At 52.0% G+C, this 14,599-nt stretch carries 12 protein-coding genes; 4 read left to right on the top strand and 8 right to left on the bottom strand.

What is annotated here, in order from left to right; translation table 11 throughout:
- Positions 1-13: 13 nt before the first annotated feature.
- From feoB to pepT, 3 genes are all read left to right on the top strand, one after another.
- Positions 14-2,356 carry a Fe(2+) transporter permease subunit FeoB gene (gene feoB, locus O1Q98_RS03165; protein ID WP_125259256.1) on the top strand — a complete coding sequence of 781 codons (2,343 nt, stop codon included), beginning with the start codon at positions 14-16 and terminating at the stop codon, positions 2,354-2,356.
- Positions 2,357-2,442: 86 nt separating this feature from the next.
- Positions 2,443-2,673 (top strand): FeoC-like transcriptional regulator, encoded by a 231-nt coding sequence (locus O1Q98_RS03160; RefSeq protein ID WP_125259257.1) that lies wholly within the window; start codon positions 2,443-2,445, stop codon positions 2,671-2,673.
- Positions 2,674-3,012: 339 nt separating this feature from the next.
- Entirely contained in the window at positions 3,013-4,281 is a 1,269-nt protein-coding gene (pepT, locus tag O1Q98_RS03155; protein ID WP_125259258.1) for a peptidase T, read from the top strand.
- A gap of 102 nt (positions 4,282-4,383) precedes the next feature.
- Here pepT and O1Q98_RS03150 read toward each other — a convergent pair whose 3' ends face one another.
- The 8 genes from O1Q98_RS03150 to rluE form a co-directional block, all read right to left on the bottom strand.
- Positions 4,384-5,505 carry a ribosomal protein uL16 3-hydroxylase gene (locus O1Q98_RS03150; RefSeq protein WP_125259259.1) on the bottom strand — a complete coding sequence of 374 codons (1,122 nt, stop codon included), beginning with the start codon at positions 5,503-5,505 and terminating at the stop codon, positions 4,384-4,386.
- A 118-nt stretch (positions 5,506-5,623) separates the two neighbouring features.
- Entirely contained in the window at positions 5,624-7,078 is a 1,455-nt protein-coding gene (phoQ, locus tag O1Q98_RS03145; protein ID WP_125259260.1) for a two-component system sensor histidine kinase PhoQ, read from the bottom strand.
- 42 nt (positions 7,079-7,120) lie between these two features.
- The gene (gene phoP, locus O1Q98_RS03140; RefSeq protein ID WP_125259261.1) at positions 7,121-7,789 is read right to left on the bottom strand and encodes a two-component system response regulator PhoP; all 669 of its coding nucleotides are present in this window, start codon (positions 7,787-7,789) and stop codon (positions 7,121-7,123) included.
- A gap of 182 nt (positions 7,790-7,971) precedes the next feature.
- Positions 7,972-9,339, bottom strand: a complete 1,368-nt coding sequence (purB, locus tag O1Q98_RS03135; RefSeq protein WP_125259262.1) for an adenylosuccinate lyase — start codon at positions 9,337-9,339, stop codon at positions 7,972-7,974.
- Positions 9,340-9,460: 121 nt separating this feature from the next.
- On the bottom strand, positions 9,461-10,093 hold the full coding sequence (gene hflD / locus O1Q98_RS03130; protein ID WP_125259263.1) for a high frequency lysogenization protein HflD: 633 nt from the start codon (positions 10,091-10,093) through the stop codon (positions 9,461-9,463).
- A 384-nt stretch (positions 10,094-10,477) separates the two neighbouring features.
- Positions 10,478-11,590: a tRNA 2-thiouridine(34) synthase MnmA gene (mnmA, locus tag O1Q98_RS03125; RefSeq protein ID WP_125259264.1), complete on the bottom strand. Its 1,113-nt coding sequence runs from the start codon at positions 11,588-11,590 to the stop codon at positions 10,478-10,480.
- Positions 11,591-11,708: 118 nt separating this feature from the next.
- On the bottom strand, positions 11,709-12,167 hold the full coding sequence (locus O1Q98_RS03120; RefSeq protein ID WP_125259265.1) for an NUDIX hydrolase: 459 nt from the start codon (positions 12,165-12,167) through the stop codon (positions 11,709-11,711).
- Positions 12,160-12,816 (bottom strand): 23S rRNA pseudouridine(2457) synthase RluE, encoded by a 657-nt coding sequence (gene rluE, locus O1Q98_RS03115; protein WP_125259266.1) that lies wholly within the window; start codon positions 12,814-12,816, stop codon positions 12,160-12,162. The genes O1Q98_RS03120 and rluE overlap by 8 nt, the downstream gene beginning before the upstream one ends.
- 102 nt (positions 12,817-12,918) lie before the next feature.
- Between rluE and icd the strand changes: the two genes are divergently transcribed.
- Positions 12,919-14,172, top strand: a complete 1,254-nt coding sequence (gene icd / locus O1Q98_RS03110) for an NADP-dependent isocitrate dehydrogenase (RefSeq protein WP_125259267.1) — start codon at positions 12,919-12,921, stop codon at positions 14,170-14,172.
- The last annotated feature ends 427 nt before the right edge of the window (positions 14,173-14,599 follow it).

Below are 14,599 nucleotides of genomic sequence, written 5' to 3'. Positions count from 1 at the left end.
GTAAGGATTTTTTATGAGTACGCAATCCGTTATTGGGGTGGTAGGCAACCCGAACTGTGGCAAAACGACGCTGTTTAATGTCTTGACCGGTGGCAAACAAACGGTTGGTAACTGGCCTGGCGTTACGGTAGAGAAAAAAGTAGGGAGCTACCGCTACCAGCAACAGCACGTCACGCTGGTTGATTTACCGGGAGTGTATTCACTCAACCCGTCATCAGAAAGTTCAGAAGATGAGCGTGTTGCGCGGGATTATATTTTATCTGGCGAAGCCGGACTGGTGCTGAATATTGTCGATGCGGCCAATCTGGAACGTAATTTGTACCTGACGGCGCAACTGCTGGACATGAATGTTCCGATGGTTGTCGCCGTTAACATGATGGACATTGCCGCCGCCCGTAAGCTTGATATTGATATTCAGGCGTTATCCCAGCGTCTCGGTTGCCCGGTGGTGGCGATTACCGCCAGCCAGAAAAAAGGGATGGATACCCTGTTACAGGTTTGTCAGTCGGCGCTGGCGCGGCCGACGTTGCCTACGGTGTCTATTGCTTACGATGAACCGCTCAGTCAGGCCGCGCAGGAGATTGCCGCGCAACTCGTCGCGGTACAACCTGATGGCGCAAAAGCCATTCGCAATCCGCACTGGCTGGCGTTGCAGTTGCTGGAAGGGGATGTGACGGTGCGCGACCAACTTAGCGCCGAATCATTGAGGATGGCTGATGAGCAGGTTGCCCGGCTGGTTGCGCATTATGAGGATGAATTGGACATTTTTCTGGCGGATGCGCGCTATCAGTTTGTTGCGGCGGTCGCTCGTGAGGTAATCACCCGTCGTGGCGAGGCGTCCGCCACCTTGACGGATAAAATCGACCGCATCGTGTTACACCGCTTTCTGGGTATCCCTATCTTTTTGCTGGTGATGTATTTGATGTTCGTGTTCACCATCAATATTGGCAGCGCGTTTACCGACTTTTTTGACAAGTTGTTTGGCGCGTTACTGGTTGATGGGTTCGGCGAGCTCTTGCTGGCGCTGAATGTTCCCGAGTGGTTGAAAACGTTGCTTGCTGACGGTGTCGGTGGCGGTATTCAGACGGTATCGACATTCATTCCGGTAATCGGCTGTCTTTATCTGTTTTTATCCTGGCTGGAAGACTCCGGGTACATGGCGCGTGCGGCGTTTGTCATGGACAGGTTTATGCGCAGTATCGGTCTGCCTGGCAAAGCCTTCGTGCCGTTGATTGTCGGTTTCGGCTGTAATGTCCCGGCGGTAATGGCAACGCGCACCATGGAGCGCCATAGCGACCGGATTGTCACCGTGATGATGGCTCCGTTTATGTCTTGTGGCGCGCGGTTGCCAGTCTACGTGCTGTTTGCTTCGGCACTGTTTGTCGAAGGCGGGCAGAATCTGGTCTTCGGGCTGTATCTGGTGGGTATTGCAGCGGCGGTAGCGACCGGCTTCTTGTTAAAAAATACCGCCCTGAAAGGGGAAGCATCAGCATTTGTGATGGAAATTCCACCCTACCATTTACCCAGTCTGCACAGTGTATTGATTCGTACCTGGGAGCGATTAAAAGGCTTCTTGCTGCGTGCCGGACGGTTGATTGTGGTGGTCGTCACCGTATTAGGATTCCTCAATTCGATGGGGACAGACGGTTCATTTGGTAATCAGAATACGCAGAAGTCGGTGCTGTCAGCGGTAGGTCAGGCGATTGTCCCGGTTTTCCAGCCGTTGGGTATTCGTCAGGAAAACTGGCCTGCGGCTGTCGGTGTGTTTACCGGGATTTTTGCTAAAGAAGCGGTCGTCGGTACGCTGGATTCGCTCTATGGCGCGATGGCGGCTTCTCAAGAAGGCCGCGCCAAGGCAGAGGAAAAAACCTTTAGTTTGATGGGCAGCGTGCAGGTGGCGTTAGCGACAATTCCAGAGAATCTGGGCAAACTTGGCGGCGCCGTGCTTAACCCGCTGGGTATTAGCGTCGGGGATTTGAGCGATACGGAAAGTGTGGCGAAAGACAATAAATTCTCGGTGACATCGCTGACGGTTATCAGCCAGCTGTTTGATGGGCAGTTGGGTGCCTTCTGCTATCTGCTGATGGTGTTGTTGTATGTGCCTTGCGTTGCGGCTATTTCCGCTATCTGGCGCGAAGTCGGCACAGCCTGGACGCTGTTCTGTGCGGGCTGGACTATTCAGGTGGGGTACAGCGCTGCCGTGGTGGTGTATCAGGTAGGACGGTTTGCCGAGCACCCGCTCTATTCCTCTTGTGCATTGGCGGGTGTTGCCATGATGCTGGCGTTGACGGTGCTCATGTTGCGGCGCAATGGGCAACGGCGTCAGCGTGTGGTGGTCGGTGAGGCGAAACGCTGAATGGCAAAAACGGCAGGTGATAAAACGCCGATGTAGCAAAAGGTCATGAATGAAGGGGCGATGCGTCGCCCCACAGGAGAGAGTGAATGACGTTGCTGGAACTGCGGGATTTTGTTCGGGAAAGGAAAAAGGTGTCGCTCAGTGAGGTCAGCCATGCGTTTCAGGTTGATCCCGGTGTGGCGCAAGGCATGCTGGCTATCTGGGTACAGAAAGGCAAGATGCGTTTTCATGAGGGAGAGGCTGCGCCCAAATGCGGCGGATGCTGCGGTTGTGATAAACGCGTCGGCCAATACTATGAATGGCTGTCACGCCCATAAATTCTTGTCACGCTCATGAACGGTGGTCATACCTATGGATGCTTGTAACGCCGATGGGTGATGGCCGCCGTCATATCGTTATGGTTTGCAGGTAAACGCGGTATTTTTCCTTCTTTGCGGCGCAATCGCCGTTTTCCTGGTGTTGCATGCTAATGAAATGTGTGCGATTTGTTGCTTGTTTTTTCAGTGTGACGCGCGCTCGCGGCGGTATCGTGGGAACGGCGGCGAGCGCTATCGATAATCCCCGCCAGTGAAACCCAATAAAAACTGACCTGACGCAATAACTGGTGTTTATACCCTCTACATAATGAAATACATGGTCCATCGCAGGGGGTAATGATGGAAAAGTTGCTCGATCGTTTTTTGAATTATGTTGCGTTTGATAGCCAATCTAAATCGGGTGTCAGGCAAGTGCCCAGTACGGAAGGGCAGATGAAGCTGGCGCAAGCGCTACAGCAAGAGTTAACCGAGCTGGGGTTTACTCAGGTAACACTCAGCAAGCATGGCTGTGTGATGGCGACATTGCCCGCTAATGTCGCCTGGTCGGTGCCCGCTATTGGGTTTATTGCCCATATGGACACCTCGCCTGATTTTAGCGGTAAGCATGTGAACCCACAGATTGTAGAAAACTACCGAGGCGGCGATATTGCGCTGGGGGTAGGCGATGAAGTGCTATCACCGGTGATGTTCCCGGTCTTGCACCATCTGTTGGGGCAAACGCTCATCACTACCGATGGCAAAACGCTGTTGGGTGCAGATGATAAAGCCGGTATTGCAGAGATAATCACCGCGTTGGTACGCCTCAAGAAACGGCAGATTCCACACGGCGATATCCGCCTCGCTTTTACGCCGGATGAAGAGGTCGGTAAAGGCGCTCAACACTTTGATGTTGCTGCATTTAATGCTGAGTGGGCCTATACCGTAGACGGCGGGGGCGTGGGCGAGCTGGAGTATGAGAATTTCAATGCGGCGTCGGCTGTAGTGAAAATCGTGGGTAATAATGTGCATCCCGGCTCGGCCAAGGGCGTGATGGTCAATGCATTGTCATTAGCCAGTCGTTTTCATCAGCATATTCCTGCGCAAGAGGTACCGGAGCAGACCGAGGGCTATCAGGGGTTTTATCACTTGCACAGTGCCAAAGGCACGGTAGAGCGAGCGGAATTACACTACAGCATCCGTGATTTTGAGCGCGAAGGGTTTGAGCGGCGCAAGAAAACGTTATTAAACATTGCGGAGAAAGTGGGTAAGGGATTACATCCTGATTGCTATATTGAGATAACGATAACCGACAGTTATTACAATATGCGCGACCAGGTTGAGCAATATCCACATGTGATTGCGCTGGCGCAGCAGGCGATGCGGGATTGTGATATCAACCCGGTCATGCAACCTATCCGTGGCGGCACAGATGGCGCGCAACTTTCATTTCAGGGCTTGCCGTGCCCGAATTTGTTTACCGGCGGCTACAATGCCCATGGCAAGCATGAATTTGTGACGCTGGAAGGCATGGAAAGCGCGGTGTCGGTGATTATGCGCATAGCGGAACTGACGGCACTGCGGGCAAGAGACCAACAGGCGAGTTACAGTGGTTTGGCGACCAACGTCTGACCGTTACATGGCCGTCCGGCCATTAAATCACGCCCAGATGCCGGATAGGGTAGCCCGTGACAATACCGCTTAAAGGCGTTGTCACGGGCGGGCGAGGTTGCCTTAGTCGGCAAAATACCAGTAGCCGCTGTTAACAAAAGCGGTTAACTGGGCAAGAAAGGAAGGATCGTCCAGCGCCGCACCCAAATGGCCCGCCTCGAGTTCCTCATCTTGAGCAAGCGCATGCACCGCTGCGGTTTGCGGGCTGTCGAGACATTCACCGTTGACAAAACAGGCTTTGCCGATACGCAGCACCCGCAGCCCGCCGAGACGATGTAGCGTTTCCCCCTGTTGTAGCAGGTCATACACCTCGCCCGGTTGATAGGGCGGCTGCGGTGGTGCTAAATCCAGTTCATGGCGTGACTGAGAGATAAATTCGCCGAACCATGAAGCAAAGGCGGTTTTATCCTGCATGAGGTCGAGCATCAGTTGGTGTAAACGGTCAAGCTCCTGCGGCAAAATGTCTGCCGGATGCTGTCGCGGGGCGATATCCGGGTCGGTGTAGCGCTGCCCGCCCATTTCCCGCGCGAGAACGTTGTCGGCAAAACCGCTAACCAGTTCGCGGGCGCTGGGCGCGCGAAAACCAACAGAGTAATTGAGCGAGTTTTCCAGCGAGTAGCCTTCGTGGGGAAACGCCGGGGGAATATAGAGAATATCGCCCGGTTCCAGCTCTTCATCAATAATGGCTTCGAACGGTTCAACCTGCAGTAAATCCGGGTGCGGGCAGTGTTGTTTCATTGGGATTTTGTCACCGACACGCCAACGGCGGCGGCCTGTTCCCTGAATAATAAACACATCGTACTGATCCAAATGTGGGCCGACGCCACCACCGGGAACCGAAAAAGAAATCATCAGGTCGTCAATGCGCCAGTCAGGTAATTGACGGAAGGGGCGCATCAACGCCGCTGAAGGCTCATGCCAGTGATCGACCGCCTGCACCAGCAGCGACCAGTTGGTTTCACCCAGATGATCGTAACTGTCGAACGGGCCATGACTGACGTTCCAGCATGCGTCCTGATGGCTGACCAGACGGCTATCGACCTCGTTTTCCATCGCCAAACCCGCCAGTTCATCCGGGCTAATCGGGTCAATAAAAGAACGAAATCCACCTTTGATCACCACCGGGCGCTTTTGCCAGTGGTGTGCCAGAAAATCCGGCCAATCGAGATTGAGTTGGTAGTCCATAGCATGTTTCCGCTAACAAGGGGCTGGCGGCGATTATAACCAAGTCGTGTCGCTACTGCTTGTGCATATTTACCGGCGGGCGAGCATCGCGCCCAAGCGCTCGGTTTCGAGGGGCGATTTAGTTTTCATGTTGCCCCAGATGCTGACGGCCAAAAATGGCCTCGACTTTGGCTCCGCCAAGCGGACTACTGCCGATAACAATTTCTCCTTGATATTGCTCGATAATTTCCGCCGCTACCGCCAGGCCAATGCCCTGGCCGGGGCGCAGAGTGTCTGCGCGCTGGCCGCGCTGGAAAATGACTTCCCGTTTGCTGTCAGGGATGCCTGGCCCGTCATCGTCAATAATCAAGTGCAGTTTTTGCCCGGAATACTGAGCGCTGATTTCGACAAACTCAAGACAGTATTTACACGCGTTATCAAGGATATTGCCCATGACTTCCATGAAATCGTTCTTCTCGCCAATAAACGTCAATTCCGGGGCAATGTCCATGGTGAGCACTACGCCTTTACGCTGATACACTTTATTTAGCGCCGAGCACAGTGCATCAAGCTGGGCAGGCACTGAATGCACTTCGCGTATCATCGTTAAATGTTCGGTGCGCACGCTGGCGCGGTGCAGATAATAGCCAATTTGCTGTGAAATACGGCTGATTTGCGTCAGCATGATCGGTTCCGCCTGCTCAATGGTTAGCTCTTTACCGCTGCGCAGTGAGCGTAGCGTGGTCTGTAGCACCGCCAGCGGTGTTTTCAGACTATGGGTAAGGTCAGTCAGCGTGGTGCGGTATTTGTGATAACGCTGGCGCTCATTACTGAGCAGCGTGTTGAGATTGCGCACCAAACTGTTGAGCTCTTGCGGCGGATATTCGTTGAGGTGCTCGCGTGAGCCCTGTTCCAGCTCACTGATTTGATGCACCAGGTCTTTGATAGGGCGCAGGCTCCAGTGCGCCGCCAGCCATAAAAGTGGCAGAACCAGTACCAGATGCGCGATAAACACGTAGCGAAACCACTCCCAGACGATATCGGCTTGCTGTAGTTCCTGAGGAATTCTGTCTACCACCACAATCACCATTTGTGGCAGGCGTTCAGATTCCGGGTATACATTCACAGCAATAGAGTGGGTAAAGGGCGTTTTATCTTCCGAGCTGTAGGCGTGCAGCCTATCGAGCATTTGTGGGGTGCTGCCTTGCATGACGGCATTACTGACGGTGCTATCCGCATCGAGTTCGTGGTAGTCCGTTTTTTCGAGCCACTCCGGTTTTATTTGTGATTCCAGTTCCGGTACCGCGCGCTCTCGCCACAGTAACTTGCCATTTTTGTCATAAATAAACACCAGCGTTGGGTAATTGATGTCGATTTCTGGCGGCGTCGCGATAGTTAACTGATTTTCACGCCACTGCGCCAGGCTGTAGACCAGGTTACTTTCCCCTCGCAACAGGCGAAATGATGTTTTATCAAAGCTGACGCTATAACCCACAATAGCGACAACGCCGTAGGACAGCGTTAAAGCCAGCACGACGGCTGCGGTGGCAATCAGAAAGCGAAACCGCAGTGAGAGAGGAGGGGCTTTTTTCACCCTGAGTCAACCTTATGTTATCGGGTTGTTGTTATATAACGGTTAAACATCAAAGCGATATCCTTGTCCACGCACGGTCGTGATGACATCGTGAGAATCCGCTGCCTGGAGCTTTTTGCGTAAACGCCCCATCAGAACATCAATTGTATGACTTTCACGCAGTTCGGCATCCGGGTAGAGTTGCAGCATCAATGATTCTTTACTCACGACCTTGCCATTATTGCGGATCAGGGTTTCGATAATCGTGTATTCAAAAGCGGTCAATTTGACCGACTCGCTATTAACCAGCAATTCACGGCGCGAAAGATCCACTTCAAACGGCGGCAGGCTGATAATCTGAGAGGCCAGCCCGCTGTTGCGGCGCATTAGCGCCTGCATGCGGGCGATGACTTCTTCAATATGAAACGGTTTGGTCACGTAGTCGTCAGCGCCAGCTTCAAGAACGGCGACTTTTTCCTGCCAGCTTTCCCGTGCGGTCAGTACCAGTATCGGCAGCTTTACCTGGTGCGCGCGCCAGCGACGAATAAGGCTGGTGCCATCCTCCTGCGGCAATCCCAAATCGACAATGGCGATGTCGGGCGCATGCTCCTGCAGGAAGTAATCTGCCTCCTTCGCATCTGCCGCTGCATCAACCTGATGCCCCATTTCATTGAGCTGCACAGTCAGGTGATGGCGGAGCAGAACATTATCTTCAACAACAAGAATGCGCATGACATTTTCCTCAGTCATTCGTCCTGAGAGGAGCGAACCACAATCAATACACTATTATCGGCGGGGTCGTCAGCATTATCCACAGTGGGTTTCAACTGAGACTAAACAGCAAGGCAGGAAACGGTGCGGGCGGCTGAGGGTTAACCGCCCGGCAGATTGAAATGAGATGAAACGAGATAAAATTAGAGCTCATCGACCATTTTAACGGCGCGACCAATATAGTTAGCCGGTGTAAGCGCCTTCAGGCGGACTTTTTCCTCTTCTGGCAATGCCAGACCATCAATGAAGGCTTTCATCCCTTCAGCATCCACCCGCTTGCCACGGGTCAGTTCTTTGAGTTTTTCATACGGCTTCTCAATACCATAGCGGCGCATCACGGTCTGGATAGGCTCGGCCAACACTTCCCAGTTATTATCGAGTTCAGCCAGTACATGATCGCGGTTGACTTCAAGTTTGCTGATGCCTTTCAGTGTGGCCTGATAGGCAATCACCGCATACCCGACACCGACGCCAAGATTACGCAGTACCGTTGAGTCGGTAAGGTCACGCTGCCAGCGCGATACCGGGAGTTTGCTGGCAAGATGTGCCAGCACCGCGTTTGCCAGGCCAAGGTTGCCTTCAGAGTTTTCGAAGTCTATCGGGTTGACTTTATGTGGCATGGTCGATGAGCCGATTTCGCCGGCAATGGTCTTCTGTTTGAAGTGGTTAAGTGCGACATAGCCCCAAACGTCACGGTCGAAATCAAGCAAAATGGTGTTAAACCGGGCGATGCAGTCAAACAGTTCGGCAATATAGTCGTGTGGTTCAATCTGTGTGGTGTAGGGGTTCCACTGAATGCCCAGCGAGGTGACGAAACTTTCGCTGAACTGGTGCCAGTCAACCGCCGGATATGCCACCATGTGTGCGTTATAGTTGCCTACCGCACCGTTGATTTTGCCCAGGATCTCTACACGCTGTAATTGCTGGAATTGACGTTCCATCCGATAGGCAACGTTCGCGAATTCTTTACCAATCGTTGATGGCGTTGCCGGTTGTCCGTGGGTACGGGACAGCAGCGGAATATCGCGGTATTGCTGCGCCAGATGTTTGATAGCATCAATGATATTGCGCCAGAACGGTAGCACCACCTCGCGGCGTGCCGTTTCCAGCATCAGCGCATGTGACAGGTTGTTAATATCTTCGGATGTGCAGGCGAAATGGATAAATTCGTTCACTGCCTGTAAAGCGGGTAGTGCGGCAACCTTTTCTTTCAGAAAGTATTCAACCGCTTTCACGTCATGGTTCGTCGTACGTTCAATGGTCTTGATGCGCGCAGCGTCTTCTTCGTTAAATTCAGCCACGATTTTATCAAGGAAAGCGTTTGCGTCAGCGTCAAATGCAGGAACTTCCTTGATTTCTGCACAGGCCGCCAGTTTTTGCAGCCAACGTACTTCAACCTGCACGCGGAACTTCAGCAAGCCGTATTCGCTGAAAATAGCGCGCAACATGCTGACTTTATCGCCGTAGCGTCCATCAATGGGGGAAACGGCGGTCAGTGAGGATAATTCCATCGCAAGCAACTCCTGGGATTGTGTTCGAAAAAGAATGTAGTAGTAACAGCATTATCTCACGATGGCGGCGTAACCGGAATACGCGCTTGCCGCCAGCGAGCGAGGCTGCTGCCAGCAAACATCAGGCATGGCATCGGGACAGCATATCTTGTGCGTGGCGCACCAACTTGCTGCGGGAGAACATCAGTTGCAGTCGGCTGCCGCCAACCTGTTGCCAGAGCACCGCAGCACGAATGCCCGCTAACAGGGCAGCCCGGACTTTGGCCTGAATGAGCGAATTTTTCAGGACTTCCTGCGCGCCGGTTACTTGTATCCGAGGGCCAAGTTTGCTGATGACATCAACATAAATTCCGGCCAGAACATTAATAAACGTATCAGATAGCAGGTCATAATGATCGAGCTGGCGATCGAGCTGGCTGATGCGTGAGCACAGCTCGTTGAGGGCATCACGGTTATTGTGCAAACGCCGCTCCAGTACCATCAGGCTGAAGGTATAACGCGATAATTCCGCGCCAAGACCTTCGCGCGAGGAGTTCAGAATGCCTAGCAGCGTTTCCAGGCCTATCTTTAGGTTTGCTTCACGATTGCCAAAGACATCCAGCGTATTCGACGGATTGATGTTCAGGATACTTTGCAGCGATGTTTTCAGTGCATCTGTATTGCATGTTCCCTGATGCGCCAGCTGTTGTACCAACTGGGCAGACTGGCAAACACCCGCCATAGCCAGCGTAATTTCATCATAGTTTTTAGCCACAATCGCTCCTGTTGACATCATCTGGCTGGGCGTGAGGGCATAAGCGAGGCCTGTTTGATGACGCAGCAAAGAAAGGGCAAGCAAGCCCGCTTTCCGCCATTGTGCATTCACACCCGATAAAGATGGCCGATCATGCCATAAAAACGGCGTTTAACCCAGTATATGGCCGGGAAAAACCGCTTCATGCGGCAAATTGACAGTGATTCGTGCCAGATGGCAACTGTCGCTGCGCGCTGGGCGTGCGTTGATACCAGAATAGATTCTGTGCTGTGCCGTGAGTGCGCCACCGGCCAGAAAGCGCGGTGGCGTAGGATTGTTGACTGTCGGTTACTGTGACGATGTCGGGTGCTGCAATGGTATCTGATAGCCGTGATTGCCCCCGGATTAGCGCCCGGGAGACAAGCGCTCTTCAATGATGCCGCCGCCGAGGCAGATCTCGTCTAAATAGAACACCGCGGATTGGCCGGGCGTGACGGCAGCCACAGGATTATCAAACCGCACGTCGATACGGTCTTCATCAAGCGGTGTGACCAGACAGGGAATATCCGCCTGACGATAGCGGGTTTTGACCGTACAACGCAGCGGCGCGTTTAGCGGCAGGCGATCGACCCAATGCAGCTGTTGCGCGATTAAACCAGTGGACATCAGGCGAGGGTGTTCATGGCCTTGCGCCACATATAAGACGTTATTGGCCACATCTTTATCGACCACGTACCACGGGTCATCTCCGCCTTCTTTCACGCCACCGATTCCCAGGCCTTTTCGCTGGCCCAGCGTGTGATACATCAACCCCTGATGCTGCCCCATCACTTTGTCATCATCGACGGATAGAATCGGGCCCGGCTGTGCAGGCAAGTAACGTGCGAGAAAATCGCGGAATTTGCGCTCACCGATAAAACAGATGCCGGTCGAGTCTTTCTTGCGCGCAGTCGCTAAGTCCAGTTGTTCGGCGATAGCACGCACCTGCGGTTTTTCCAGTTCACCGACAGGAAACAGGCTTTGCGCCACCTGTTGGTGACTTAAGGTGTAGAGGAAATAGCTTTGGTCTTTATTGCCGTCCAGTCCGCGCAGTAACTGGCTTTTCCCATCGACATCGTGGCGGCGTACATAATGCCCGGTAGCGATATAGTCAGCGCCCAGATCCTCCGCCGCAAATTCCAGAAAGGCCTTAAATTTAATTTCCTTATTACACAGAATATCGGGGTTGGGCGTTCTCCCGGCGCGGTATTCCGCCAAAAAGTGTTCGAACACATTATCCCAGTATTCAGCGGCAAAATTAACGGTATGCAGCTCGATACCCAGTTTGTCGCAAACGGCCTGTGCATCAGCGAGGTCGGTGGCGGCAGAGCAATACTCTGTATCGTCATCCTCCTCCCAGTTTTTCATAAACAGGCCTTCGACCTGATAACCCTGCTGCTGTAGCAAGTAGGCGGATACTGAGGAGTCCACACCGCCGGACATACCGACAATGACTTTTTTCTGGCTGTTATCTGACATGGATATCTCACGAACGTAATGATGTACGGTAAAGCAGTCGCGCAAAAAACAGGCGTAGCAGAGTAGCATACTTGCCGCACGCACGCACTGGCATCACGAAAACCTGTATGGCAAAGCGTCAGGCTGGATTGGGAAAGGGCCAATTAAACGCGGCTAGTATCTCTAATGGGTAGCGTTGCCCCTGTTGATAACAGCGTATACTCGCTGCGACCAGTGGTGAACGCAGGCAGTCTGCATGCAGAATTTCTTCTGGTGTTAACCAATGGCAGCAGATGATGTCACTGTCTTGCGGCGTCGTTGGTACGCGCTTTGGCAGATCGATGACAAAGCTGAAACGTAAGAATGGCGTTTTGTCCGGCGCTATCCATTGATGTAACTGAAGAAAACTTTGCGGTGCTATGCGCAGACCCGTTTCTTCAAACAGTTCGCGCTGTGCGGCCTGTAACAGGGTTTCATCGGCTTCGAGATGACCGGCTGGCTGGTTCCATAAGCGGCGCTGCTGTATCTCTTCTTCTACGACCAGAAAATGGCCTTCCGCCTGCACCACACAGGCGACGGTCACATGGGGCTTAAACATTCTCTATTTCTCTCCATTCGCCGGGTTTTAGCCCTTCAAGCGTTTGATTGGCCATACTGTAACGAATCAGGCGTAAAGTCGGATAGCCAATATGGGCGGTCATGCGTCGAACCTGACGGTTGCGGCCTTCATGCAGGGTGATTTTCAGCCAGCTTACCGGGATGTTTTTTCGTTCACGGATAGGCGGCTGGCGTGGCCATATCCAGGTGGGTTCATCGACGATATCAACACCTGCCGGTAGCGTGGGGCCATCGTTGAGCGTCAATCCGCGCCGAAAAGCCTGTAGTGAGCTTTCATCGGGAATGCCTTCTACTTGCGCATAGTAGATTTTTGCGGTCTTACGGCCTGGCTGAGTCAGGCGCGCCTGTAATCGACCGTCATTTGTCAGGAGAATTAAGCCTTCGCTATCGCGGTCTAATCGCCCGGCCGCATAGATATCGCGAAAAGGAACATAATCTTTCAGCGTTGTTCTGCCACTTTCGTCAGTGAACTGCGATAGCACATCAAAGGGTTTATTGAACAATACGATGCGTGTTTTTGCCGCCTCAACGGGTTGATTTTTTATGGAGCGTGAGCTGAAACGTTTAAGTCGGTGATTTTTAACAGGGAATTTATTCATGTTATTACTGGCTGTGAATGACAAAACCATTATACTCGAAATGGTTTGTGATTGGCTCAGGCTAAATATTCAAGTAGTATTGACACGCATCTTACAAGTCATTAACAAAAATGGCGCTCGAAGGAGAGGTTAATGGAAAGTAAAGTAGTTGTACCGGCAGAAGGGCAGAAGATCACGGTTGATGCGCAAGGCAAACTGGTTGTGCCGGATAATCCGATCATTCCGTTCATTGAAGGTGATGGCATCGGTGTTGATGTGACGCCGGCTATGATCAAAGTTGTCGATGCCGCAGTGAACAAAGCCTATCAGGGTAAGCGCAGCATTTCCTGGATGGAAATCTACACGGGTGAGAAATCAACCCAGGTTTATGGTCAAGATGTTTGGCTGCCGGATGAAACGCTGGATCTTATTCGCGAATACCGTGTTGCAATCAAAGGCCCGTTGACGACGCCAGTTGGCGGCGGTATCCGTTCTTTGAACGTAGCGCTGCGTCAGCAACTGGACTTATATGTGTGCCTGCGCCCGGTTCGTTATTATGAAGGCACGCCAAGCCCAGTGAAACAGCCTGAGCTGACAGATATGGTTATCTTCCGTGAAAATGCTGAAGATATTTATGCTGGCATCGAATGGAAAGCGGGTTCGCCGGAAGCCGATAAAGTCATCAAGTTCCTGCAAGATGAAATGGGCGTGAAGAAAATCCGTTTCCCGCAGCAGTGTGGCATCGGCATCAAACCTTGCTCCGAAGAAGGAACCAAACGTTTGGTGCGCGCCGCTATCGAATACGCTATCACCAATGATCGCGATTCTGTCACGCTGGTGCATAAAGGCAACATCATGAAGTTCACCGAAGGCGCATTTAAAGATTGGGGATACCAGTTGGCGCGCGAAGAATTTGGTGGCGAGCTGATTGATGGCGGGCCGTGGGTGAAAATCAAGAACCCGAAAACCGGTAAAGAGATCGTTGTGAAGGATGTGATTGCTGACGCCTTCTTACAGCAGATTTTACTGCGCCCGGCTGAATACGATGTTATCGCTTGTATGAACCTGAACGGCGACTACATTTCTGATGCGCTGGCAGCACAAGTTGGTGGTATCGGCATTGCTCCGGGAGCCAATATCGGTGATGAGTGTGCATTGTTCGAAGCCACGCATGGTACAGCGCCGAAATATGCAGGCCAGGATAAAGTGAACCCCGGTTCGGTTATCCTTTCTGCCGAAATGATGCTGCGCCACCTGCAATGGTTCGAAGCCGCTGATTTGATTGTCAAAGGTATGGAAGGTGCGATTAAAAACAAAACCGTAACTTATGACTTCGAACGTCTGATGGACGGTGCAACGCTGCGTAAATGTAGTGAGTTTGCCCAGGACATCATCAGCAACATGTAACAATCGTTCCCCCTCAAACCTCATGGCACCGCTTCACGCCGTGAGGTTTACTGCCTCTTCTTCGCTGCTTTGCCCCAGATAACCAATACCTGCCAGCCTTGTGGTTTTACTTTTTTATACTATTTTTACTCTTCGCATCGCTAATATATTGTTTAAGCTCGAATGTTGAGTGTTGCAACACGGAACAATAACGTTGAGCTCTGGCACACATTTACTGTGCTGATAAATTCAGCGTTTGTTTTGCCTTGATTAACGATCGATATAATACAAATAAGTTAACTGTTATTTGGTTTTAAACAGTTTTTCTGCATTAAAAGAAAGTTTTTTAACTGTTATTAAAAAATCTTACTGAACTATTGGTTATAAAATAGCGAGCATAAGAACAATTTTATAGTAATAGGTTATCAACTTTGCCTTGATGATTGGG

Source organism: Dickeya lacustris (genome assembly GCF_029635795.1).
GTDB lineage: Bacteria > Pseudomonadota > Gammaproteobacteria > Enterobacterales > Enterobacteriaceae > Dickeya > Dickeya lacustris.
The sequence above is the reverse complement of the archived record's forward strand: the minus strand, read 5'-3'. Positions and strand labels throughout refer to the sequence as shown.